Source organism: Burkholderia sp. MSMB1588, from assembly GCF_001546925.1.
Taxonomy (GTDB): domain Bacteria; phylum Pseudomonadota; class Gammaproteobacteria; order Burkholderiales; family Burkholderiaceae; genus Burkholderia; species Burkholderia humptydooensis.
On record NZ_CM003770.1, the window covers coordinates 2,438,433 to 2,461,577 of the forward strand.

Sequence of the window (23,145 nt, forward strand, 5' to 3'; positions counted from 1 at the left end):
TCCAGCGAAAATTTTGGCCCTGTATCCCAAATCGGCAAATGCGTCAGCGCCGCGCGCAACGCATTCAGGATCGCGAACGAACCCGTCGCTTCGCGCGTGCGGCGCGCAACGCACGGGCTTCACGGCAGGACATGCGCGATGCCGGCACTCAGGACAGACGGCGCGTCTGTGACGGCAGCTCGCCGAACAGGCCGCGATACTCGCGCGCGAAATAGCCGAGATGCGTGAAGCCCCAGCGCGCCGCGGCCTCGCCGACGCCCAGCGCATCGGCGGACGTCGTGCGCAGCAGACGGCGCACGGCGTTCAGACGGATCGTGCGCAAGTACGTGACGGGCGTCACGTCGGCGACGCGCTGGAAGCTCGTCTGCAGCGTGCGCCGGCTGCAGCGCAGCGCACGGCACAGCTCGAGCACCGTCACGGGCTCTTCGGGGCGCGCCCACAGATAGCGCTCGCAACGTCCGACGATGTCGCTGTACGTCGCGTGCGTGATGTCGCGCCGTTCGTCGCCGACCGCGCCCGCGAGCGCATCGAGGAACACGCCGAGCATCGCGTCGCGAAACATCTTGCGGGTTGCGTCGTATTCGAGCCACGCCGGGTTGCGCTGCGCATCGTCGATATGCGACGACAGGCGCGCGCCGAGTGCCGCGCCCTGCTCGTCCGTCAGCCGGATCACATGCCGCGGCGCGCGATTGTCGCGCGTGCCGAATTCGGCTTCGCACAGCTCGTCGATCATGTCCGGCGCGGCGCTGATGCCGACGAGCCGCATCCCTTCGGGCGTGTGGAACTCGAAGTCCTCGCCGGGGCGCAGCGCGAGCAGCGCGTAGCCGTCGACATGCCGCCGCTGGAACGTCCCGGACAGCGGCGCGAGCACCGGCACCGCAAGCGACGTGCGTCCCTCCGGGGACACGCCCGTCTGCGCGACGCGACGGTTCGTCGTTTCGCGGAAGAAATGGAAATCGTCGTACAAGACCTGCGTGACCGTGCCCTTGAAGCGGCCGGGCGTCATCTGCCGGTAGACCTGCCGCCAGCCGGCGATGGCGAGCCCGTGATCGTGGACGTCTTCGAGCGAACGCGACTGGAACAACATGGATGCCTCCAGAGAATTCCGATGCGGCGCGACGGCCGGAGCCCGCGGCAACGCGGCGCGGCCGCCGGCCGCTCGTGCGGCGTCAATCGCCCGGCGGCAGGCGCGCAAGCGCGGCCTCGAAGCCGGCGAACGCCGCGCGCAGCGCGTCGCGCTGCGTATCGGCAAGACGCACGTAACGCCGAAACGACGGCATCCTGCCGGCCACTTCGCTGCCGCCGAACGGCGCGATGCGCAGCGTCCAGCATGGGCCGCGCGCGACGATCACACAGTATGTCAGATCGAGCGCCGCCAGCGGCGCGCCGAGCGCGGGCGCGGCGAGCAGCGCCGGGACGAGCGCGCCGAATCGCGCGTCGGCATTGCGCTCGACCGCCGCGACGGCCGGCCCGCGACGCACCCAGCCGCTCGCGGCGATCGATGCCAAGCCGTGCGCGTCGGGCCCCGCGAGCGTCCGTTCCAGTTGCACGCTGACCGTATGCAGCAGAAATTGCCGGTCGACGCGCTCGGTCGCACGCAACTCGACGCCGTCGTCGAGCGCCATTCGCGCGGCCCCGCCGTCGTCCGCCGCAGCGAGCGCCGCGCCCAGATCCGCGGCGACGCGCGCGAGCGTCGCGCCGCGCCGATAGCCGGGCGCGGCCTCCGGCGCGAACCGGCGCCGCCATCCGGCCATCGATGCCACCATCGATGCAACGCGGCCGATGGCCGTCGATCGCCCGCTCATCGCACGTGCTCGTTGCGCAGCACCTCTTCGACGGGCACCGGCCGGAACGGATGCTTGCGCTGCACGACCACCGTCCAGAACAGCGCATAGAGCGCAGTGAGCCCGAGCATCGTGCCGAACGGCACGTAGATGTCGCGGCTGTTCATCCCCGGCGGCGCGATGTACCAGATCGCGAGCACGATGCCGACGCTCGACACGATCTGCGGCAGCGGAAACCAGGGCGACCGGTACGGCCGCGGCAGGTCCGGGCGGCGAATCCTGAGCATCACGACGGACAGCGTGACAAGCAGGTACGCGGTGCCCCACGCGCAGGTCGCGGCGAGCACGAGGTGCATGATGCTGTCGAGATCGCCGTGGATGATCCACGCGTGCGCGATCGGCACGACGGCCGCCGCAACGATGCCGACGACAGGCGTGCGAAAGCGCGGATGCAAATACGCGAAGCATTTAGGCAGCGCGCCGTCGACGGCCATGCCATACAGGATCCGCGGCAGTCCGGCCATCAGCGTGTTGATCGTCGCCGCGCCGGCGAACAGGAACGCGACGCCGAACCACACGCGCCCGAACGGGCCGAGCACCTGCAGCGCGAACGCGGGAATCGCGCCGGGCGTATCGAGCAGATGCGTGAGGCCGTCGGCCGTCACCGCGACGTTCGGCACCTGGCGCTTGATCGCCGCGCCGTAGAGAAACATGCAGACCGCAACGCCCGCGAGCCCGAGCGCCATCGCGCGCGGAATCGTCTTGCCAGGCGCCTTCATTTCCGGCGCGAGCGGCGTGACGAACTCGCAGCCGACGAACATGAACATCGCCATCCCGACGAGCGACAGCACGGCGGGCGCCGACGCGCCGGCCTCCGAGCGTCCGAACCAGCCGTCGAGCTGCACGGCGGGCGCGGCCGCGAGCCCGAGCACGCCGAACGTCATCAGCGACAGCCACATGCCGATCGTCAGCACGATCTCGAGCTTGCTGAACACCTTGATGCCGATGATGTTGGTGAACGCGAAGGTCGCGACGAGGCCGACGCCGACGAGCCACGCGCTGTTGTGCCGCTCGAACGCCGCGTTCAGCGATTCGAAGTTGACGAGCGCCATGATGCCGCTCAGGATCGTCTCCGCCGTGCCGGCGAACACGTGGACGAGGAAGTACGCGGAGATCGTGCCCGTGATCGCCCAGAAGCGGCCGAGCCCGCACGACAGGTAGTCGTAGACCGAGCCGGCCGTCGGCAGCATCGCCGCCGCCTCGGAAAACGTCGTCGCCTGCGCCTGCATCATCACGAACGCGATGACCATGGCGACCGCGAACGCCCAGCCGCCCATCCCGAAGCCGGACGTCGCGGTCAGGATCACCGGGCTCGCCATGATGAGGCCGACCGCGCTCGCGAGCGCGGTTGGAAAGCCCACCGCGCCCGCCGCCAGCGCGGGCCGGCCGTTCGCGTCGCCGGGCGGCGTTCCCGCCTGCGCATTCGAATACTCCGACCAATCCGACATCCTCGTCTCCTTTGCGATGCGTCAATGTCGAGAAAATACGGAGGCCAAAATTCCCGCATGTAGCGCAAATCGGCAAAACGGCCGGGGCCGCGCGCATGCCGCCCCGGCCGTCAGCCGTTCCGCAAAAGTTCGTCAGGCATTCGTCAGCGGATCTTCAGCCGCGCGTCATCGGCCGCCCGGAAACGGCGTCGCGTCAAAGCCGGCCTCGAGGCCCGCAACGATCCGGTCGATCTGCTCGCGACGGATCACGAGCGGCGGCGACAGGATGATCTTCGTGCCGACCGGCCGCACCAGCACGCCGTTTTCTCGCGCGACTTCGGCGACCGCGTTCGCGTAGCCCGACATCGGATCGATCGGCGTGCGCGTCGCCTTGTCGGCGACGAGGTCGAGCGCGACCATCAGCCCCTTGCCGCGCACTTCGCCAACCGCGTCGAAGCGCTCGACGAACGGCCGCAGCGCGTCGATCAGATGCGCGCCCTGCTTCGCCGCGTTCGCGGGCAGGTCTTCGCGCAGCACGATGTCGAGGCTCGCGAGCGCCGCCGCGCACGCGACCGGGTGCCCCGAGTACGTGTAGCCGTGCATGATCGCGCCGCTGAAGTCCGCGTTCGACGCGAACGCGTCCTCGATCCGCGCGTTCACCGCGGTCGCGCCAAGCGGCACGTAGCCGGACGAGATGCCTTTCGCGAGGCACATGATGTCGGGCTTCACGCCCCAGCCGCGGCTGCCGAACAGGCTCCCGCTGCGCCCGAAGCCCGTCACGACTTCGTCGGCGATCAACAGCACGCCGTAGCGGTCGCAGACTTCGCGCACGAGCGGCCAGTAGTTCGCGGGCGGCACGATCACGCCGCCCGCGCCCTGGATCGGCTCGGCGATGAATGCGGCGACCGTGTCCGGGCTCTGGAACAGGATCTCGCGCTCGAGCAGCTCCGCGCAGATGCGGCCAAGCGCTTCGGGATCCTGCGTGAACGGGTTGCGGTAGAGCCACGGCGTCTCGACATGGAAGCAGCCTGGCAGGTTCGGTTCGTAGTTGCGCCTGAACACCGTGTTGCCGTTCACCGACGCGCCGCCGAAATGCGTGCCGTGGTAGCCCTGCTTCAGCGAGATGAACTTCGTGCGGTCGGCCTGCCCGCGCACTTTCCAGTACTGGCGCGCGATCTTGAGCGCGGTCTCGACCGAATCCGAGCCGCCCGAGCTGTACAGCACGCGGCGCATGCCTTCGGGCTCCATCATGTCGATCAGCTTCTTCGACAGCTCCTCGGCGCGCGGATGCGTGACGCCGTCGAACAACTGGAAGTATTCGAGCTCGTCGAGCTGGCGCACGATCGCTTCCTTGACCTCGGCGCGATTGTGGCCGACGTTGACGTTCCACAAGCCCGCGACGCCGTCGACGAGCTGACGCCCGCGCTCGTCGTACACGTGGCAGCCGTCGCCGCGCACGATGCGGATCGGCGCGCGGCGCTTCATGTCGTTCGGGTGCAGCATCGGGTGCCAGAAACGGGAATCGTTGTAGCTCATTGCATTGCTCCGGGGAAAAATCGAACGGTCCGCGCGTTCAGTGCGCGATGCAGACGGATTTGGTTTCGGTGAAGCCTTCGATCGCGTATTGGCCGAACTCGCGGCCGATGCCCGATTGCTTGTAGCCGCCGAACGGCATCGACGGATCGAGCGGAATGTGGCAATTGACCCAAACGGTGCCCGCCTCGATCCGCGGCACGAGATCCAACACCGCCTTCAGGTCGTTGCTCCACAGGCTCGCGGCGAGCCCATACGGCGACGCGTTCGCGAGCCGCACCGCGTCGGCCGGATCGTCGAACGGCAGCACGACGACGACCGGCCCGAACACTTCGTCGCGCACGATCGCGCTGTCGTGCGCCGCATCGGCGATCACGGCCGGGCGCACGAAGTAGCCGGGCAGATCGTCGACGCGCGTGCCGCCCGCGAGGAACGTGAGGCCGTCGCGGCGCGCTTCTTCGATGTGCTGCATGACCTTGTCGCGATGGTGCGCGGACACGAGCGGGTTGATCTGCGCGGCCGGGTCGAGCCCCGGGCCGAGCCGCATGGCCGAGGCGACGCCGGCGAGCCCGTCCGCGAGCCGGCGGAACTTGCTGCGGTGCACGTAGATGCGCGACGCGGCCGCGCACACTTGCCCCTGATTGAAGAACGCCCCCGCCGCGACGCCGCCGAGCGCCGCGTCGACGTCGACGTCCTCGAGCATCACGATCGGATTCTTGCCGCCGAGCTCGAGCGAGAAGCGCGTCATGTTCTGCACGGCGGCCGCGCCGACGAGCTTGCCCGTGGCGGTCGAGCCGGTAAACGAGATCTTGCGCACCGATGGATGGCTCGCGAGCGCGGCGCCGCACTCGCGCCCGCCCGTCACGACGTTGAACACCCCCGCCGGCACGCCCGCTTCGAGCGCGAGCTCGGCGAGCCTGAACGCGGTGAGCGGCGTCTCGGGCGACGGCTTGAGCACGACCGTGCAGCCCGCCGCGAGCGCCGGCACGAGCTTCCAGACGGCGATCATCAGCGGAAAATTCCACGGCACGATCGCGGCGACGACGCCGACCGGCTCCTTGCGCGTGTAAGCGGTGTAGCGCGCGCCGGGCGGAAACGGAATCGACACGTCGAGCGTCTGCCCGGTGATCTTCGTCGCCCAGCCCGCCATGTAGCGGACGTATTCGATCGTCGCGCCGACCTCGACGCCGCGCGACACGAGAATCGACTTGCCCTGATTCAGCGTTTCGAGCTGCGCGAGCGCTTCGGCATGCGCTTCGAGCAGGTCGGCGAGCTTCAGCAGGATGCGCTCGCGATCGGCCGGCCGCAGCCCGCTCCATGCGCGCGAGTCGAATGCGCGCTTCGCGCTCGCGACGGCGGCCTCGACGTCGTGCGCATCGGCGTCTGGCACGCGCGAAAGACGCTCGCCGGTGGCGGGATCGAATACGTCGAGCCGGCGCGGCGAATGCGCGGCGCGCATCGCGCCGTCGATGAAGATGCCGAATTCGCGTTCGGTGAACGTGCGCACCGTGTCGGCCACGGCGACGAGGTCGGTCTGTGTCATGTGCGTCTCGTGTTGGGATGTGATCGTTCATGTGATCGCTCGGCCCGCGCCGGACGATGGCGGCGCGGATCGGTCGCACCACTGTAGCGACGCGGTTTCGCGGCGGGTTAGCGCAAATTGGCAGCTTGGCGGGCGGGACCGGCGCGCGGCGGCGTCGCCCGCCCGTCACAGGAACAGCACGCCGACGAGTTCGGTCCGGTTCGACACGCCGAGCTTGCGAAACATCCGCAGCAGATGTGTCTTGACGGTCGGCTGGCCAAGCGCGAGATCGCGCGCGATCGCCTTGTTCGACCGCCCGTCGCGCACGAGCCGCGCGATCTGCTCCTCGCGATGCGTGAGCCGCGCGTCGCACGCGATCCGGCGAATTCCGCGCACCGCGCGCAGCGGCGGCAGCAGCGCGACCTCGACGACCGGCTGGACCGCATGCAGCGCCGCGATCTCGGCCGCCGAGTAGCGGCCGTCGCCCGCCAGACGCAGCAGCGAGAACGCGGCGACCGCCGCGCCGCAGTCGCGCAGCAGCACCTCGACGACATCGGCGACGCCGTGCCGCCGCAGGAAGCCCGTCCAGTACGACGACGCGTCGCGCCGCTCGTCCGGCAACTGCGACGCGAGCGTGACGACCGCGCCCGGCTGCGACGCGCAGCGCGACGGGTGCAGCGGATCGAGCGGCCGGTAACGGCTCACATACGCGCGATGCATCGCGGCCGTCATCCCGAACAGCTCGAAATCGACCGGCTCGCCGCTTGCGTCGATCCGGTAGAACACCGTGGCCGTCGGCCGCGCGAGCGCCTGCAGCGACGTCACGCAGGTTCGCAGCGCGTGCGCATACGACGCGGGATCGGCGTCGGCATCGGGTCTGGCTGGGTCGTGCGTCATGGCGGCGGGCATCTCGATCGCGAGCGGGCGGCCCCGGCAGCGTAGCCGCGCCGCCGACGCCGCGATGAGCCCGAATCGGCAAATCGTGCAGACGCCCATTCAGCCGAACGGCCGATACCGCGACGAACGCGCGGCCCGTACACTCGCTCTGCATCCCCATGCCGGACGCCGATGGACGGCTTCGGCGCGGCAGCCGGCGCGCCGGCTTCCATGCCGGCCCCGCTATCCGGTCGCCGCCGCGGTCTCCGGCAGCGTCGCGCCGCCGTCGACGACGATCGTCTGCCCGGTGATATAGCCCGCCGCGTCGGACGCGAGGAACAGCATCGCGGCCGCGATGTCCTCCGGCTCGCCGAGGCGGCCGAGCGGCACGCCGCGCGCGATCCGCTCGCCGTGCGCCGCATCGCCGAGATTGCCGGCGGCCGGCGTGCGGATCATCCCCGGCTCGACGCCGTTGACGGTCACGTTCCGCTGCGCGAGTTCGAGCGCCGCCGCGCGAATGAAGCCGTTCACGCCGGCCTTCGACGCCGCGTAGTGCGCAAGCCCCGGGTACGCGACGCGCGGCCCCGTCACCGACGACGTCGCGAGCACACGCCCCTGCCCCGCGCGCTCGAACGCCGGCAACGCCGCCTGCGTGAGCCAGAACAACGCGGACAGATTGACGGCGAGCGTGCGCTCGAGCACGTCGGGCGCGATCGCGTCGAACGGCGTCAGCGGGAAGTACGCCGCGTTGTGAACGACGATGTCGAGCCGCCCGGTATCCGCCTCGACCTGCGCCACGAGCGCGAACAGTTCGTCGCGCCGCGCGGCGTCGACCCGGTGCGCACGCACCGTTTGCCCGCCGGCGGTGCCGCGTGCGGCCAGTCGCGCGGCGAACGCGGCGGCCGCGTCGCCCTGCAAGTCTGCGATCGCGACGCTCGCGCCGGCGGCGGCGAACGCATCGGCGATCGCCGCGCCGATGCCTTGCGCGCCGCCCGTCACGAGCGCCGTGCGGCCGCGAAAATCGGCGACGAGCCGGCCGCTCGGCGGCGCCGCGCGCGTCGAACCGGCGCCGTTCATCGCGCGAGCGGATGCACGGTTTCGTTCAGCACCTGGGCATGAGCGCCGATCGGGAAATTCGACAGCGCGCCGAAATCGCCCTCGCGGTAGCCGAAGATCTTGCCGTCCGTCCTGCACCGGTCGAGATCGATCAGCACGACGCCGAGCGTCGGCACGATCTTCTCGCGCCAGACGAACAGGTACAGCGCGTCGGCGAGCTTGAAGCAATGGCAGCGGTCGACGTCCGCGAGCCCGCGCTCGACGCCGGCGAGGCAATGCCACGCGTAGAACTCGTCGTTCAGGTAGATGTGCTCGTAGCACTCGGTCGCGCTGTAGCGGTACATCGTCCGCTTGCCGACCAGCTCGCGCGTCGGCGCGTGCAGCGGGCCGGGCGCGGCCGCGCCCACGATCGCGCCGTGACGGAACGTCGCGTCGACGCCCGTCAACGGCAAGCCGCGGGCGACGCGCGAAAACGAATCGACGCGCACGTCGTCTTCAGCCGGCAGCACGCCTTCGACCGACGTCCAGACGCCCCGCGGCAAATCGAGCACGAGGCTGACCGATGTCGCGCGCCGGGTCGGATCGACGTAGTCGACGAAATAGATGCCGTCGCGCAGTTGCGTCGCGCGGTACGCGGCCTCGCCGCTCGCGCCCCCCGCCGCTTGCCGCTCGCGCCAGCGCAGCGTCGATCGATCGGCGAACGTGTACTCGCGCGTCGCGCCGTCTGTCGCGGCGAGCGCGAGCGTGCGTCCCGCGAGATCGTCGACGGGCGCGAGTATGTGGCTGCCGGGCGCGAAACCTTCGGCCAGCGCGCCGACTTGAATGAAAACCGGATCTGCTCCCATGCTTTCCTCCGATTGGGCGACGGCGCGAACGAGCGCAATCGCGAAACAGGCGTCATGGTGCCCGCGCGCCGGACCGCGCGGTATCGACCGAAAGGTTGAATGGCGTCGGCGAGATCGGACGCGAACGTCCACTCCGCACGGGCGGCGTGGATGCGACGCGGAAAACGCTCCCGCTTACGGCGCGCTCGCGTCGTCGAGCTGCCGGATGTCGTCCGCGTCGAGCTGCAGCCGGATCGCCGCACCGAGCGCGCTCAACTGCTCGATCGACGTCGCGCTCGCGATCGGCGCGGTGATGCTCGGCCGCGCGATCTGCCAGGCGAGCGCGACCGATGTCTGCGTCGAAGCGTGCTTCGCCGCGACCGCATCGAGCGCCGCGAGAATCCGCAAGCCGCGCGGGTTCAGATATTGCTCGACGCGCCCGCCGCGCGCACTCTTCTTCAGGTCCGCCTCGGACCGGTACTTGCCCGACAGGAAGCCGCTCGCGAGCGCGTAATAGGTGACGACGCCGAGCTTCAGCTCGGTCGCCACCGGCTCGAGATCGCGCTCGTATTCCTCGCGGTCGTACAGGTTGTATTCGGGCTGGATCACCTGATACGCGGGCAGGCCGGTGCGCCGGCTCAGTTCAGCCGCCTCGCGCAGCCGCGCGCCGCTGTAGTTCGACGCGCCGATGATCCGCACCTTGCCCTGCTCGATCAGCGTCTGATACGCGCCGAGCGTTTCCTCGAGCGGCGCGGTGTCGGCGAGATCGCGGTGCGAGAAATAGAGATCGATGTAGTCGGTCTGCAGGCGCCGCAGCGAATCGTCGGCGGCCTTCAGGATGTTCTCGCGCGACAGGCCGGCCCGCGCTTCGAGCAGCCCGACCTTCGTCGCGATCACGACCTGGTCGCGCTTGCCCGAGCGCTTGAGCCACTTGCCGATGATCGTCTCCGATTCGCCCCCCTGGTTGCCGGGCGCCCATGCCGAATAGACGTCGGCCGTGTCGATGAAATTGATGCCGGTATCGGCGAGCGCGTCGAGCAACGAGAACGACGTGTTCTCGTCGGCGGTCCAGCCGAACACGTTGCCGCCGAACACGAGCGGCGAAACTTGAATCGCCGAGGTGCCGAGTGAGCGTAGTGCCATCTTTTCTCTCCGTTCGATGATGAGCGTCCGGCCGGCGCGCGTGGCGCGTGGCGCGTGGATTCAATCGTCGATGCTAACGCGCGGCCGGCGCGGCTCAAACCGATTAAACCTGATTTCGAAAGACCCTGCGCCGACCAGGGGCCGGCAAGCTGACGGCGGCCGCCGTCACGCGGCGTCGCCCGCCCACGGCGGCGCCGGCGTGAAGCGCTCGACGAGCGCGTCCACCGTCACGCGCACCTTAGGCGCGAGCGCGCGCGAATGCGGCCACAGCACGTTGATCGGCATGTCGTCGACCACGCGCTCCGCCAGCACGGTTTCGAGCCGCCCGGCGCGCAATGCGTCGGCCGCGAGCCACGTCGACAGATACGCGATGCCCAGGCCCGCGACAGCCGCGTCGAGCAGCGCGTCGCCGTGGCCGATCGTGTGCGCGGCCCGCACCGCCGCCGCCAGCGGGCTGCCGTTGTCGTCGGCGAGCAGCCACGGCGCGACGCGGCCGTCGCGCGCGAACACGATGCAATCGTGCTCGCGCAGTTGCTCGGGCGTTCGCGGCCGGCCGCGCCGCGCGAAATACGCGGGCGACGCGCACGGCACCGAGCGCTGCCGGCCCAGGCCGCGGCACGCGAGGCTCGCGCTGTCGCCCGGGTCGCCGATCCGCACCGCGAGATCGATCCCTTCGTCGACGAGATCGACCGGCCGATCGGTGAACGACAGATCGAGCCGCAGCAACGGATGCCGTTCGGCGACGTCGAGCAGCACGGGCAGCACCCAACGCCGCCCGAACGACACGGGCAGGCTCACGCGCAGCGGGCCGCTCGCCTGCTGGCGGCGGTGCGCGAGCGCGGATTCCGCGTGCGCGAGTTCGTCGAGGATCTTCGCGCAGCTCGCGTAATAGAGACTGCCTTCCGTCGTCAGGCCGAGCGAGCGCGTCGTCCGGTCGAGCAGGCGCACGCCGAGCTGCGCCTCGAGCTTCGCGACGCTCTTGCCCACCGCCGATTTCGACACGCCCATCCGCGCAGCCGCGGCGGTGAAGCTGCCCGCACTCACCGCATGAACGAAGGCCAGCATGCCTTGCAAATGATTCAGCCGCGTGATGTTCATCCGGTATCCGATTGGAGACTTTGGAGATCCAGTGTTGCGAAAACATAGCGCAACTGGAGCGCAGATGTCCTCAATAGAATGCGTCATCGCGACTCGCCTCGCGGCGAGCCCATTCAATCGATCCAGCGAGGGGAACATGACGGACACCATGCGCGTATGGCAATTGCCCGAATTCGGCATCGACAGGCTCGAACAGGCCGAGCGCCCGATTCCGTCGCCAGGCGCGGGGCAACTGCTCGTGCGCGTCGCCGCCGTATCGCTGAACTACCGCGACAAGCTCGTCGCGAACGGCGAGTTGCTGCCGCAGCGGCCGCCGATGCCGTTCGTGCCCGCATCCGACATGTGCGGCGAGGTGGTGGCGACAGGCGCGCGCGTCGCGCGCTTTCGCGCGGGCGACCGCGTGATCGGCAACTTCTGGACGCAATGGCTCGACGGCGCGCCGCCCGCCGAGATGCGCGAGCACGGCCTGTCGCTCGGCGGGCCGCTGCCCGGCGTGCTCGCCGACTACGTCTTGCTGCACGAGTCCGCGGCGGTGCGCGCGCCCGACACGCTGTCCGACCTCGACGCGTCGACGCTGCCGATCGCCGCGCTGACCGCGTGGGTCGCGCTCGCCGAGGACGGCGCGTTGCAGCCGGATCAGACGGTGCTGGTTCAGGGCACGGGCGGCGTCGCGCTGTTCGGCTTGCAGATCGCCGCCGCGCTCGGCGCGCGCGTGATCGTCACGTCGCGCGATGCGGCGAAGCTCGCGCGCGCCGAAGCGCTCGGCGCGTGGGCGACGATCGACACGGCCCGCACGCCGGCGTGGGCCGAACGCGCGCTCGAGCTGACGCGCGGCCGCGGCGTCGACCACGTGATTGAGCTGATCGGCGGCGATAACGTCCGGCAGTCGGTCCGCGCGCTCGCGGACGGCGGCCGGATCACGCAGGTCGGGCTGCTCGCGTCGCCGGAGATTCGGCTCGACGCGGTGCCGCTGATGTTGCGGCGCGCGACGCTGCACGGAATTTCAGTCGGCAGCCGGCGCGCGCTCGAAGCGCTCGTTGCGGCCATCGACGCGCATCGGCTGAAGCCGGTCATCGATACGGTCTACGCGTTCGGCGACGCGCGGCGCGCGTTCGCGCATCTCGAGCGCGGGCCGTTCGGCAAGATCGTCGTCCGCGTGCGCGACTGAGCGGATGTCGCCCGCGTCGGCGCGCCGGCCCTCGGGCGGGGCGGCGAACAGCCGATCAGGCAATCGGCCGACTACCCGACGCCCGACGCCCGCGTCAAGCCTCCCGCAGCACGCGCTCGACCGCCGCGACGGCCGCCTGCGCGCCGCCGTACAGGGTCGCACCGTGCAGCACGTAGCCGCGCTCGCCCACCGTCAGCAGCAATTGCGGCACGCCTGACGCGCCGAGCCGCTGCATCGCCTGCTGCGTGCGGGCGATGCGTTCGGCCGTCGCGCTCGCGAGCGCGGCGTCGGTGTCGATCCGGCGCGCGAGCGCGTCGGCGTCGATCGTCGCTCCGCCCGCCCGCGCCGCGACGTCCGCCGCGACGCGCGCGAGCACGTCCGGGCGCGCGGTGTCGAGGCCGTCGACGTAGCGCGCGAACTGGATCGCCTCGAGCAGCGGCCGCTCGAGCCGCGCGTCGATGCCCCCCAGCGCGGTCAATGCGCGGTTCGCGGGCCCGGAATCGAAACGCACGCCGCCGCGCTGCAGCACCTGCTCGCGATACGCGTGCGTGAAGCGCTGGCCCGTCATCTGCGCGATGCGCTGATCGTTGCGCCACGCGTACTCGCCCCATTCGGGTGTCAGCTCGCGCGCGCCTTCGCCGGTGAAGAGCCCCGACGGCATCAGCTCGAGCACGCCGGGGTGCGCGGCGTCGAGCCCGGCGAGCGCGGGCGCGCTCGCATAGCACCAGCCGCACAGCGGATCGAAGAAATACTGAAGCTGGAATTGGTTCATCGCGGTCGCTCGTTTGCCAAGACAAGGAAAGTGGAGCGAGTCTATTCGATATCCATTCGATCAAATAGAATGTACGAGTCGACAATTTGTTGCATGGATTGAGCGAATATGGACCGAATCACCGCGATGCAGGTGTTCGTCGAAACGGCCGAGCGCGGCAGCGTATCGGCCGCCGCGCAGCATCTGGACATGTCGCGCGCGATGGCGTCGCGCTACGTCGCGTTCATCGAACAATGGACGGGCGCGCGGCTGCTGCACCGGACGACGCGGCGCCTGACGCTGACCGCGGCGGGCGCGCAGATGCTGCCGCTCTGCCGCGACATGCTCGGGCTCGCCGATCACGTCGCGACCGTCGTCGCGGAGCCGGGCGACGCGCCGCGCGGCGCGCTGAGGATCACCGCGAGCGCGATCTTCGCGCAGACGCACGTGACCGACGCGGTGCTCGACTACCTGGCCCGCTACCCGGCCGTGTCGGTCGATCTGCTCGTCACCGACCGCACCACCGATCTCGTCGACGAACGGATCGATCTGGCCATCCGGATCACGAACGAGGTCGACCCGAGCCTGATCGCGCGGCGGCTCGGCACGTGCCGCTCGGTGCTGTGCGCGTCGCCCGGCTACCTGGCCGAGCACGGCGCGCCGAAGCGGCCGCACGATCTCGCGCGGCACAACTGCCTGACGTATGCCTATTTCGGGCAGAGCCTGTGGCACCTGACGCGCGACGGCGAGCCGGCGACGGTGCCCGTGCAGGGCAATCTGAGCGCGAACGACGCGCTCGTGCTGTTGCGCGCGGCGATCAAGGGCGGCGGCGTCGCGCTGCTGCCGACGTTCGCGGCGGCCGAGCCGGTCCGCGCGGGCGCGCTCGTGCGCGTGCTGCCCGACTGCGCGGCGCCCGATCTCGGCATCTACGCGGTCTACGCGTCGCGCAAGCAGATGCCGCTCGCGATGCGCACGATGATCGATTTCCTCGCCGAGCGTTTCGGCGACACGCCCGCGTGGGACGCGTAGACGCACGGCACCGCGTCCCGGCGATACGGCGGCGTGAAGCGGCAAGGTGACGCGGCAACGTGAAGCGGGACGAATCATCGCGAGCCGGGCAAGCGCCGACGCAAGGCCCGGCCGCGTCCGCACGGCGTCGGAGCATCGACAAAACGCGCGACGACACCAAAACGAAAAACGGCGGCCACGCGCACTACCGCCGCGCGTGGCCGCCGCCGAGACGAGACGCCAAGGCTCGCACCGCGCGAACCCCGGTCTTCCCGCAGGAGCGCAGTACACCGGGCCTTGCCCGCCGCGCCCCCGTTCGCGTCACTTGTTGTTCGCGAGCGCGCCCGAGCTGTTCGCGCCGCCGAACAGTTGCGTCAGATAGTTGGTGTTCTGCTGCATCCGCGCCATCAGCGCGTCGAGCGCGGTGAACTGCGCCTTGTACTGCGCGGTCAACTGCGTGGCGTAGGTCTCGAGCCGCGCCTGCCGCTGCGCGATGCTCTTCATGTCGCGGTCGATCGCATTCGAGCGGATGTCGAACGAACCGTCCTTGCGCAAATGCGCGTCGAGCGCCTTCGTGACCTGCGCGCCGATGCCGTTCGTCTTGTTGAAGAGCGCCTCCACCGCCTGCGGATCGTTCTGCAGCGCTTCGTTCAGCTTGGCCTTGTCGACGATCAGCGAACCTTCCGGCTGCTTGTCGCCGGGGCGCGCGAACGTGATGCCGAGCGCCGCGAGCGACGCGCGCTTGTTGTCGCCGTGCGGCACGCCGCCGCCGACGATGTGCGCAAGCGAATTGCGAATGCCGTTGAGCATCGAATCGCCGATCATCGGGCCGCCCTGCTGCCCCGGCTTCGCCGTCTTGTCGAACGACGTGAGCTGCCCCATCGTGCCGATCATCGAGTTGTACAGGTCGACGAAGTTCGTCACCGTGCGCGCCTGGCCGTCGATGTCGCGGGCGATCGACAGCGTCTGCGGCGCGCCGATCGCCTCCTCGGTCACGTTGATCGTCACGCCCGCGATCACGCCCTTGACCGCGTTGTCCGCGCTGCGCGCGGTGATCACGCCGCCCACCGTGACGATCGCATCCTGCGCGAAGTCGCTTTGCTTCCATGCGTCGCCCGCCGACGTGATCGCCGACTTGCCGCCCTTGCCGTCGGCCGTCGACTGGACCGCGAGCCCCGACAGGCCCGCGTCGTCCTTCACGTTCGCCACGCTCACGTTGATCACGTTCGCGCTGCCCGACGCGCTCGAGCGCAGCACGAGGTGCGCGCCGTCGGTGCCCGTCACGACCGTCGCGGTCACGCCGGGGTTGTTCTTCGCCGAGTTGATCGCGGCCGCGATGCCGGCGGGGGTGTTGTTCGCCGCGTCGATGTCGATCGACGTCGAGCGGTCGCCGACCTTGAGCGTCAGCGTGCCTGAGCCGAGCTGCTGCTTCGGATCGAAGCCGGCCGACACGAGCGTCTGCGAGCGCGCGATCTGCTTGACCTCGACCTGATAGCTGCCGGCGACCATGCCCTTGTCCATCGTCGCGGCGAGCCCCTTGCCGCTCGCCTTCGACGTGAATTGCTGCGCGAGCATGCCGTCGGACAGCGGCTCGACGCCCGTCTTCAGGTTGCTGAGCGCGAGCTTGAGCGCACCGAGCGCCGAGATCTGCGTGCTGTTCCAGGCCGCCTGGTTCTTGATCTCCGCGGCCTGGCCCGCCGTCTTCGCGTTGACGAGCACCGACACGAGCCCGCTCACGTCCATTGCCGTCTTGCCCGTGGCGCCGTTGATCAGCGACTGCGCGGCATCCTGTATTTGCGACCAGACATCGCTTTGCGTACTGGCCGCCAGCAGCGCATTGGTCCCCGTTTGGGTGATCGCCATCGAATTACCCCCGTTTGTGTGGTTGGTTTATTTCATGGTCATTCGTAATATGAAAGCATATCGCAATTATTGGAATCAGTTTGTGAAGATTGTTGTAAGCGTTGATTCAGGCGGTCACCGCGCCGCATCGCTTGCCCCCGGGTTCGCGCGCGCGCCGGCGGGCGACGATGCGGCGGCGTCCCGATCGGGCGTCGGCGGGGATGAGGGACGAGCGCCCGGCGCATCGCTGGCCGCCCGGGATTCCGGCGCAGACCTCGTTCGAAGCCCCGGCGACGACTCCGTCGGCCCGGTCGACTCGCGCGTCTGCGTCTGTGCCTCCGTCTGCGCCTGCGCTTCGCCCCCGCCGCCCCGCCCCGGCTCCGCCATCCGGTAGCGAAAATCGCAATGCGTGCCGCCCTGCATCAGCGTGCGCGTGCGCGTCAGCTCGATGCGCGGGTCGTAGCCCTCGATGAACACGCTGTCGCGCGCGCAGCTCAGCAGATGCCCGATCTCGGCGAGGCCCATCTCGCGATACATCTGCGCATACGCACAGCGGCGCACGTCGTAGTCGTAATGCGTGTCGTCCGCGTGGCGCACGTCGACGTCGAGCGCATCGTCCTTCTCCCACAGCGCCTGCAGCGCGGCGAACGACGCGATGCTCGTGCCGCCCAGCTCCTTCGCGGCGAACGCGCGACCCGCGTCGAGCGCCGCGCCGCGCACCGCCTCCGCGATCACCGCCTGCGCGCGCTCGACGCCGAACTCGCGCTTCATGATCTCGTAGATCGGCTTGATGATCTCCGCCTCGATGCGCCGCCGCGCGAGGATGCCGAGCGGCTCGCCGTCCGCCGCGCCGCCCGCGGCCGGATGGATGGGAATGATCGTCATCGGTGTGTCTCCTGGATTGCCGTCATTTCGATGCGTTCGCGACTTTCGTCGAGCCCGCCGAGCCCGTCGAACCGGACGAGCCCGATTGCGCGCCGCCCGCAGCGTTGCCGTTCGCGCCGACGCCGCCCAGCACATCGACCGCCACCCACTTGCCGCCGCCCGCGCGATAGATCGTGAACGCCGGGTCGCGCAGATTGCCTTCGGCGTCGAACGCGATCGCGCCGCCGTTCGCGTCCACGCTCTTCACGAACCGATCCGCGAGCCCCGCGCCGAACGCGGTGCGCTCGTCGATCACGGCGATCCGTTTCACGCCCAGCGTCTTCACGACGTCCGCGCCCGCATACGCGCCGCTCGCGTCGTCATGGCCGACGATCCGGAGCGCGGTCGGATAGCCTTGCCGCGTGTACTGGTGCCCCGACGACGCCGATCACCCGCCGCTCGACGATCTGCTGCGCGACCGTCACCGCAGCGCGCGGGTCGGACTGGTCGTCGGCGGCGACGAGCCGGTACACGACCGGCTTGCCGCCGAGCGTCGGATGGCGGCTGTTCGCGTCGTCGAGCGCGAGCTGTGCGCCGTTCTGCAGATCCTTGCCGATACGCGCCGGCGGGCCGGTCAGCGGCGCGGCGAGGCCGATCAGCACCGTCTGCGGCGCGAGCCGGCCGACCTCGCCGGATTCAGCGGATTCGGCTGCGCGGGCAGGCGCTTGCGCTTGCGCGGCGGACGCGGAAAAGACGGCGGCGCCCCAAAGCGCGACGCCGAGCGGCAACATGGCGGGAAATTTCATCTGGGAGCGGAACCTGGAGATCGAAGAGAAATAAGAAGAGCGCGCACCACACATGAAAAATATTAAATATCTGGAATCAATGGCCGCAAATATTCAATTGTTCGGTATTTATGCCGATACCGCGCCGGCACATTAAGACATTGTATTCAAGCCAGTTTTTTTCATTTTCGCAACGAAAGACGTTTCGATAAAATTCGATACATGAAAAATATCGAACGATTGACCAATGATCCGCCATTGCGCGCCGTGCGCGCGTTCGAGGCGTTCGCGCGGGTCGGCTCGGTCACGGCTGCGGCGGCCGAGCTCGACATCACGCCGTCCGCGGTCAGCCACCAGTTGCAGTTGCTGGAGACTTTCGTGCAGACGCCGCTCACGCTGCGCGACGGCCGCACGCTCAGGCTCACCGACGAAGGGCGCGCCTACTACCGGTCGATCAGCGCCGCGTTCTCGGTGCTGCGCAGCGCGACCGGCTCCGTTCGCGACCGCTCGTCGCTGCGGCAGATCACGATCAGCCTGATTCCGCTATTCGGGACCGGCTGGTTCGTCCCGCGCCTGCACGCGTTTCTCGCGGAGAACCAGGACGTCGACGTGACGGTGCTGTACGCGCACCACCGCAACTACCTGAGTGACGCGTCGGACCTGTCGATCCGCGTCGGCGTCGGCGACTGGCGCGGCTATCGGTGCGAGCGGCTGGTGTCGGGCGCGGTCGTGCCCGTATGCAGCCCCGCGTTCGCGCGCCGCCAAGGGCCGTTCAGGCGGCCCGCCGACCTCGCCGCCGCACCGCTCGTGCACGACGAGGATCGCAATACGTGGGTCAACTGGTTCCAGCGCGCGGGCGTGAAACACGTCACGCGCACGGTCGGCCCCCTGTTCGAGGATGGTCAGTTGACGCTCGCCGCAGCGCGCGCGGGGCTCGGCGCGGCGCTTTTGCGCGTGCCGCTGATCGAGCGGGAACTGGCGAACGGCGAACTCGTCACGCTGTTCGACCACACGCTCGACGACGGCCGCGACTACTATCTGTGCACGCGCGCGAATGCGGACCTGCCGGACGGCGCGCAGCGGCTCGCCGACTGGTTGAGGCAATCGCTGGGAAAGCGCGAAGCGGGTTGAGACGCCGGGCAGCTCGAACGATGCCGCGCATGCCGCACATGCCGCACGATGGGCGATCCGCGCGGCCGTCGCGTCAGCTCAGCCGCCACCAGCGCGGCAGCAGCAGCCGCACTTCGCCGCGCCGGAAGCGGTCGTCGATCAGATGCAGCACGCCCTCGTCGTGCTCGGTGCGAATCACCCGCCCCGCCGCCTGCACGACCTTGCGCAAGCCCGGAAACAGGTAGACGTAGTCGTAGCCGCGGCCGAAGCGCGCACCCATCGCGCGCCGCATCTCCTCGTTGACGTCGTTGACCTGCGGCAGCCCGAGCGTCGCGACGAACGCGCCGATCAGCCTGTCGCCGGCAAGATCGACGCCCTCCGAGAACGCGCCGCCCAGCACCGCGAAGCCGATGCCCTGCCCGTTCGGCTCGAAGCGCGCGAGAAACGCGTCGCGCGCGGCCTCGTCCATGCCGGGCGCCTGCTCCCAGACGGGCAGCGCCGGATGGCGCTCGCGCAGCCGCGCGACGACCTGCTGCAGATACTCGAAGCTGCTCAGGAATCCGAGATAGTTGCCCGGCCGCGCCGCGTACTGCGCGGCGATCAGCTCGACGATCGGCTCGAGCGAGCGCTCGCGGTCGCGCCAGCGCGTCGACACGTGCGACGCGACCTTCACCGTCAGTTGCTCGGCGCGAAACGGCCCGTCGACGTCGAGCGTGCCGGTGTCGTCCGGCAACCCGAGCGTGTCGCGGTAGAAATCGAACGGGCTCAGCGTGCCCGAGAACATCACGGTCGCGCGCGCGGCTTCGTGGCGCGGCGCGAGGAAGTCGGCGGGAATCACGTTGCGCACGCAGAGGATCGACGCGTTGCCGCCGCGGCGCGGCGCCGGCGCGCGCACGCGCGTCGCATCGAAGATCGAATGCGTGCCGAACTGCTCGGCGAGCGCGACGAAATGAATCGCGTCGAAACAGAAGCGCAGCACCGCATCGTCGAGCGCGAGCGGCACTTGCGCCGCGAGCTCCGAGAAGCGCCCGATCAGGTTCTGCGCGGCCGACAGCACGCGCGGCGGCACGTCCGGATGCACGGCGTACGCGCCCGCCTGCTCGCGATTGAGCGCATTCCATTCGCGGTTCAGGCGCTCGAGCGCCTTCGCGAGCGGCGCGGGCGCGAGCTTGCGCACGCCGGCGAGCTCGCGCTGGTCGAGCGCCGCGCTGTACATCCCGCGTGCGCGGTCGAGCAGGTTGTGCGCCTCGTCGACGAGCACGCCGATGCGCCACTGGTTCTGCTGCGCGAGCGCATGCAGCAACGCGCTGCCGTCGTAGTAATAGTTGTAGTCGCCGACGACGACGTCGCACCAGCGCGCGAGCTCCTGCGCGAGATAGTACGGGCAGATATCGTGCGCGAGCGCGGCCGCGCGCACGGTCGCGCGATCGAGCCGGCCATGTTCGAGCGCGGCGGCGCGCGCGGCCGCGAGCCGATCGTAGAAGCCGCGCGCGAGCGGGCACGATTCGCCGTGACACGCGGCGTCCGGATGCTCGCACGCCTTGTCGCGCGCGACGAGCTCCAGCACGCGCAGCGGCAGCGCGCCGTCCGCGGCAGCGCGCAGCGTGTCGGCCGCGTCGAGCGCGAGCGCGCGGCCGGGCGTCTTCGCGGTCAGGAAGAAGAGCCGGTCCAGATGCGCTTCCCCGCACGCCTTCAGCAGCGGAAACAGCGCGCCGAGCGTCTTGCCGATGCCCGTCGGCGCCTGCGCGAGCAGCGCGCGGCCGTCGCGCGCGGCGCGATAGGCGGCGACCGCGAGCTCGCGCTGGCCGCTGCGAAAGCGCGCGTGCGGAAACGCGAGCGCGCGCAGCGCCGCATCGCGCGCGACGCGATGCGCGTCCTCGCGCGCCGCCCAGTCGACGAAACGCTCGCATTGCTCGGCGAAGCACGCGTTCAGCGTCGCGGCCGTGTGCGTTTCGGTCAGCACCGTCTCGCGCAGCGTCCCGACATCGAAATAGACGAGCGCGACGCTCAGCTCCGCGAGCCCGCGCGATTCGCACAGCAGATGCCCGTACACGCGCGCCTGCGCCCAATGCAGCGCGCGCTGGTTCGCGGGCATCCTCGCGAGATCGCCGCGATGCGTCTTGATTTCCTCGACGCGGTTCAGCGCCGGATCGTAGCCGTCCGCGCGGCCGCGCACCGTGAGGCCGCGATGCTCGCCCGACAGCGCGATCTCCTTCTCGTAGCCGGCGCCGCGCCGCGCCGCGACCGTCGCATGCCCGGCGATGCCTTCGAGCGCGCTCGGCGCGGGTGTGAAGCGCAGATCGAGATCGCCCTCGCGCGCGGTGAATTCGCACATCGCGCGCACCGCGACGACGTAGCTCACGCGAGCGCCTCCTCGTCCCGCGACGACGCTTGCGCGTCGCCGCTCCAGCGCACGTCGATCACGCGCACCGGCATTCGGTGCCGCACGCAGTAGTCGAGCCAGCGAATCTGATTGTCCTGCAGCCGGTCGCCCGGGCCCTTCACTTCGATCAGCTCGTAGCGGCGCTCGGCGGGCCAGAAGCGCACGAGGTCGGGCAGCCCCGAGCGGTTGCCGCGCACGTCGTCGAGCAGCCGCTCGAACCACAGCCGCAGGTGCTCGGCGGGCAGGCACGCGAGCGCGTGCTCGAGCAGCGTGCCGTCGAGCACGCCCCAGAACACGAACGGCGACTGCACGCCCATCTTCTGCCTGTAGTGCCGACGGATCGTGTCGCGGTATCGCGCGCCGTCGAGCTGCGCGAGGCATGCGTCGAACTGCGCGGCGCGGCGCGCGCGGAAATCGGGCGCGTGCAGGTCGGCCGGCCCGCGCTGGAACGGATGGAAGAACGCGCCCGGCACCGCGGCGAACACGGGCTCCCAGCACAGCAGCCCGAACAGCGAGTTGATCAGCGCGTTCTCGACGTAGAAGACGGGCGCGTCCGCGCGGCTCAGGTGATCGCGCGCAACGTATTCGACCGGATACGGCACGCCCGGATGCGCGAGCTCGATGCCGTCGCGCGGAATCTCCTGCGCATGCGCGGCGCGCACGGCCGGCAAGCCGACGCGCCGCCGCAGCCGCGGCAGCATCCGCGCGATCTGCTGCGCCTCCGCTTCGTTTTCGGGCGTGCGCGCCGCTTCGTCGGCGAGCGCGAGCGCCGCGCCGAAGCGTTCGCAGCGTTCGAGCACGCGCACGCGCCGCTGCCGGCTGCCGGGCCACGCGCTCGAGGCATACGCGGCGAGCGCGCCGCCCCAGTCCGTGCGGCGCTCGCACGCCTGGCCGATCGCAAACGCCAGCTTCGCGCGGCGCATCGCGAGCCACGCGTTCCCGCAGTCGACCGCGGCCGCCGCGTCGACGAGCGGCGCAAGCGGCGCGTCAACGGGCCAGGCTTCGAGCTGCTCGCGGCATGCGTGCAGTTGCAGATACGCGTCGACGTCGCCGCGCCGCTGGAACGCGCGCGACGACGGCGCGAACGCAACCGTCTCGTACTGCAGCAGCCCAAGGTCGGCGAGCACGAACTCCGACCAGTCCTGATGCAGATTGCCGAAGAACATCAGCCGCAGCCGGTTGCAGAGCGCATCGACCGTCACGCGCAGCACGCGATCGTCGATCGACGGCAGCCATCGCGCCCACGGGCGCTCGCCGTCGTAGCGCGCGCGCAGCGCGTCGAGCCAGTCGGTCTTGCGGATCGCGCCGCTCGCGGGCGCATCGGGAAACGCGTCGCGCAGCTCGGGCTTCGTCGCGAGCGCGAACAGCGCGTCGAGCGAAAGCGCCGGCTCCGGATCGATCCAGCCGAGCGCGACGAGCGGCGCCGCGGCCGCGTGCGGACAGCCGATCTCGTCATAGACGAGCTTGCTCGCACGAAACATCGGCCCCTTGCGCATCAGCATCCGCACGAGCAGCGCGCGCGACGCGCGCGGCAGCGCGCCGAACGCGGCGACGAACGCGTGCTCATCGGCGTCGAGCACGTCGTCGTAGCGCTCGACGAGCCACGCGAGCGCACGCTCGAAGTTCGACAGGTAATAGAACGCGGGAGGAGACGACGGATCGGGCGGCACGGGCTTCGGCGGTCAGGATCGGCCGATGGCGCCGCCCCGATTACGGGGACGGAAAACCTCGGCCAGACGGGGCATCCGCGAATGATAGCGCACGGCCGGCCGCCGGCGCGCGCGTGCAATCGCTTCGCGCCGCGCGGCTTCGCGAAGCGTGCCGCCCGCGCGAGCGCGAAGCGCACCCGCGATGCGGCGCCCGATGCGGCGCGCCGTTCAGAACCCCCGTGCTGCACCCGATCGAACTGTC

17 protein-coding genes and 2 pseudogenes are annotated in these 23,145 nt (G+C 70.1%); 3 read left to right on the plus strand and 16 right to left on the minus strand.

All coding sequences use genetic code 11. The annotated features are described in order from the left end of the window. Nucleotides 1-148 precede the first annotated feature (148 nt). The 10 genes from WS92_RS10065 to WS92_RS10110 all read right to left on the minus strand — a co-directional run bounded on the left by WS92_RS10065 (nucleotide 149) and on the right by WS92_RS10110 (nucleotide 11,323). Nucleotides 149-1,087, minus strand: a complete 939-nt coding sequence (locus WS92_RS10065) for a helix-turn-helix domain-containing protein (protein ID WP_009914811.1) — start codon at nucleotides 1,085-1,087, stop codon at nucleotides 149-151. 82 nt (nucleotides 1,088-1,169) lie between these two features. After that, complete coding sequence (locus WS92_RS10070) at nucleotides 1,170-1,805, minus strand: DUF3156 family protein (protein ID WP_059930060.1); 636 nt, start codon at nucleotides 1,803-1,805, stop codon at nucleotides 1,170-1,172. Then, a complete protein-coding gene (locus WS92_RS10075; protein ID WP_006027452.1) occupies nucleotides 1,802-3,292 on the minus strand; it encodes an APC family permease in 1,491 nt (496 codons plus the stop codon). Before WS92_RS10075 ends, WS92_RS10070 begins: the two co-directional genes overlap by 4 nt. Before the next feature lie 165 nt (nucleotides 3,293-3,457). After that, a complete protein-coding gene (locus WS92_RS10080) occupies nucleotides 3,458-4,807 on the minus strand; it encodes an aspartate aminotransferase family protein (RefSeq protein ID WP_059930062.1) in 1,350 nt (449 codons plus the stop codon). A gap of 37 nt (nucleotides 4,808-4,844) precedes the next feature. Continuing rightward, the gene (locus tag WS92_RS10085; RefSeq protein ID WP_015603524.1) at nucleotides 4,845-6,347 is read right to left on the minus strand and encodes an aldehyde dehydrogenase family protein; all 1,503 of its coding nucleotides are present in this window, start codon (nucleotides 6,345-6,347) and stop codon (nucleotides 4,845-4,847) included. 165 nt (nucleotides 6,348-6,512) lie between these two features. Continuing rightward, nucleotides 6,513-7,223, minus strand: coding sequence for a response regulator transcription factor (locus WS92_RS10090; RefSeq protein ID WP_059930320.1), 711 nt, complete (start codon nucleotides 7,221-7,223; stop codon nucleotides 6,513-6,515). 222 nt (nucleotides 7,224-7,445) lie between these two features. Next, nucleotides 7,446-8,279, minus strand: coding sequence for an SDR family oxidoreductase (locus WS92_RS10095; RefSeq protein ID WP_006027456.1), 834 nt, complete (start codon nucleotides 8,277-8,279; stop codon nucleotides 7,446-7,448). Next, nucleotides 8,276-9,103 (minus strand): molybdenum cofactor biosynthesis F family protein, encoded by an 828-nt coding sequence (locus WS92_RS10100; RefSeq protein WP_059930063.1) that lies wholly within the window; start codon nucleotides 9,101-9,103, stop codon nucleotides 8,276-8,278. The genes WS92_RS10095 and WS92_RS10100 overlap by 4 nt, the downstream gene beginning before the upstream one ends. Nucleotides 9,104-9,277: 174 nt before the next feature. Further along, on the minus strand, nucleotides 9,278-10,225 hold the full coding sequence (locus WS92_RS10105) for an aldo/keto reductase (protein WP_059930065.1): 948 nt from the start codon (nucleotides 10,223-10,225) through the stop codon (nucleotides 9,278-9,280). A gap of 165 nt (nucleotides 10,226-10,390) precedes the next feature. Next, on the minus strand, nucleotides 10,391-11,323 hold the full coding sequence (locus WS92_RS10110) for a LysR family transcriptional regulator (RefSeq protein WP_059930067.1): 933 nt from the start codon (nucleotides 11,321-11,323) through the stop codon (nucleotides 10,391-10,393). A gap of 136 nt (nucleotides 11,324-11,459) precedes the next feature. Between WS92_RS10110 and WS92_RS10115 the strand changes: the two genes are divergently transcribed. Then, nucleotides 11,460-12,491 carry a zinc-dependent alcohol dehydrogenase family protein gene (locus tag WS92_RS10115; protein WP_059930069.1) on the plus strand — a complete coding sequence of 344 codons (1,032 nt, stop codon included), beginning with the start codon at nucleotides 11,460-11,462 and terminating at the stop codon, nucleotides 12,489-12,491. 94 nt (nucleotides 12,492-12,585) lie between these two features. Here the strand turns inward: WS92_RS10115 and WS92_RS10120 are convergent, their stop codons facing one another. Continuing rightward, nucleotides 12,586-13,263, minus strand: coding sequence for a DsbA family protein (locus tag WS92_RS10120; RefSeq protein ID WP_059930072.1), 678 nt, complete (start codon nucleotides 13,261-13,263; stop codon nucleotides 12,586-12,588). 108 nt (nucleotides 13,264-13,371) lie between these two features. Here WS92_RS10120 and WS92_RS10125 point away from each other — a divergent pair, with 108 nt between their 5' ends. After that, complete coding sequence (locus WS92_RS10125; RefSeq protein ID WP_059930074.1) at nucleotides 13,372-14,271, plus strand: LysR family transcriptional regulator; 900 nt, start codon at nucleotides 13,372-13,374, stop codon at nucleotides 14,269-14,271. Nucleotides 14,272-14,571: 300 nt separating this feature from the next. Here the strand turns inward: WS92_RS10125 and fliD are convergent, their stop codons facing one another. From fliD to WS92_RS31740, 3 genes and pseudogenes are all read right to left on the minus strand, one after another. Next, a complete protein-coding gene (fliD, locus tag WS92_RS10130) occupies nucleotides 14,572-16,113 on the minus strand; it encodes a flagellar filament capping protein FliD (RefSeq protein ID WP_059930076.1) in 1,542 nt (513 codons plus the stop codon). A 114-nt stretch (nucleotides 16,114-16,227) separates the two neighbouring features. Beyond that, nucleotides 16,228-17,200: pseudogene (locus WS92_RS10135) on the minus strand (L-2-amino-thiazoline-4-carboxylic acid hydrolase); the annotation flags it as partial. Beyond that, a pseudogene (locus tag WS92_RS31740) lies at nucleotides 17,192-17,744 on the minus strand (ABC transporter substrate-binding protein); the annotation flags it as partial. The pseudogenes WS92_RS10135 and WS92_RS31740, both read right to left, overlap by 9 nt. A gap of 219 nt (nucleotides 17,745-17,963) precedes the next feature. Here WS92_RS31740 and WS92_RS10150 point away from each other — a divergent pair. Next, nucleotides 17,964-18,872, plus strand: coding sequence for a LysR substrate-binding domain-containing protein (locus WS92_RS10150; protein WP_059930082.1), 909 nt, complete (start codon nucleotides 17,964-17,966; stop codon nucleotides 18,870-18,872). A gap of 73 nt (nucleotides 18,873-18,945) precedes the next feature. Here the strand turns inward: WS92_RS10150 and WS92_RS10155 are convergent, their stop codons facing one another. Then, nucleotides 18,946-21,213 (minus strand): ATP-dependent DNA helicase, encoded by a 2,268-nt coding sequence (locus WS92_RS10155; RefSeq protein ID WP_059930083.1) that lies wholly within the window; start codon nucleotides 21,211-21,213, stop codon nucleotides 18,946-18,948. Continuing rightward, on the minus strand, nucleotides 21,210-22,904 hold the full coding sequence (locus WS92_RS10160) for a VRR-NUC domain-containing protein (protein WP_059930085.1): 1,695 nt from the start codon (nucleotides 22,902-22,904) through the stop codon (nucleotides 21,210-21,212). Before WS92_RS10160 ends, WS92_RS10155 begins: the two co-directional genes overlap by 4 nt. Nucleotides 22,905-23,145 lie beyond the last annotated feature (241 nt).

Excerpts from the sequence above, each read along its gene's own strand:
- WS92_RS10115 (WP_059930069.1), top strand. The coding sequence starts at position 11,460 with ATGACGGACACCATGCGCGTATGGCAATTGCCCGAATTCGGCATCGAC.
- WS92_RS10120 (WP_059930072.1), bottom strand. The coding sequence starts at position 13,263 with ATGAACCAATTCCAGCTTCAGTATTTCTTCGATCCGCTGTGCGGCTGG.
- WS92_RS10125 (WP_059930074.1), top strand. The coding sequence starts at position 13,372 with ATGGACCGAATCACCGCGATGCAGGTGTTCGTCGAAACGGCCGAGCGC.
- WS92_RS10105 (WP_059930065.1), bottom strand. The coding sequence starts at position 10,225 with ATGGCACTACGCTCACTCGGCACCTCGGCGATTCAAGTTTCGCCGCTC.
- WS92_RS10150 (WP_059930082.1), top strand. The coding sequence starts at position 17,964 with ATGAAAAATATCGAACGATTGACCAATGATCCGCCATTGCGCGCCGTG.
- WS92_RS10090 (WP_059930320.1), bottom strand. The coding sequence starts at position 7,223 with ATGACGCACGACCCAGCCAGACCCGATGCCGACGCCGATCCCGCGTCG.
- fliD (WP_059930076.1), bottom strand. The coding sequence starts at position 16,113 with ATGGCGATCACCCAAACGGGGACCAATGCGCTGCTGGCGGCCAGTACG.
- WS92_RS10070 (WP_059930060.1), bottom strand. The coding sequence starts at position 1,805 with ATGAGCGGGCGATCGACGGCCATCGGCCGCGTTGCATCGATGGTGGCA.
- WS92_RS10095 (WP_006027456.1), bottom strand. The coding sequence starts at position 8,279 with ATGAACGGCGCCGGTTCGACGCGCGCGGCGCCGCCGAGCGGCCGGCTC.
- WS92_RS10085 (WP_015603524.1), bottom strand. The coding sequence starts at position 6,347 with ATGACACAGACCGACCTCGTCGCCGTGGCCGACACGGTGCGCACGTTC.
- WS92_RS10100 (WP_059930063.1), bottom strand. The coding sequence starts at position 9,103 with ATGGGAGCAGATCCGGTTTTCATTCAAGTCGGCGCGCTGGCCGAAGGT.
- WS92_RS10065 (WP_009914811.1), bottom strand. The coding sequence starts at position 1,087 with ATGTTGTTCCAGTCGCGTTCGCTCGAAGACGTCCACGATCACGGGCTC.
- WS92_RS10110 (WP_059930067.1), bottom strand. The coding sequence starts at position 11,323 with ATGAACATCACGCGGCTGAATCATTTGCAAGGCATGCTGGCCTTCGTT.
- WS92_RS10080 (WP_059930062.1), bottom strand. The coding sequence starts at position 4,807 with ATGAGCTACAACGATTCCCGTTTCTGGCACCCGATGCTGCACCCGAAC.
- WS92_RS10075 (WP_006027452.1), bottom strand. The coding sequence starts at position 3,292 with ATGTCGGATTGGTCGGAGTATTCGAATGCGCAGGCGGGAACGCCGCCC.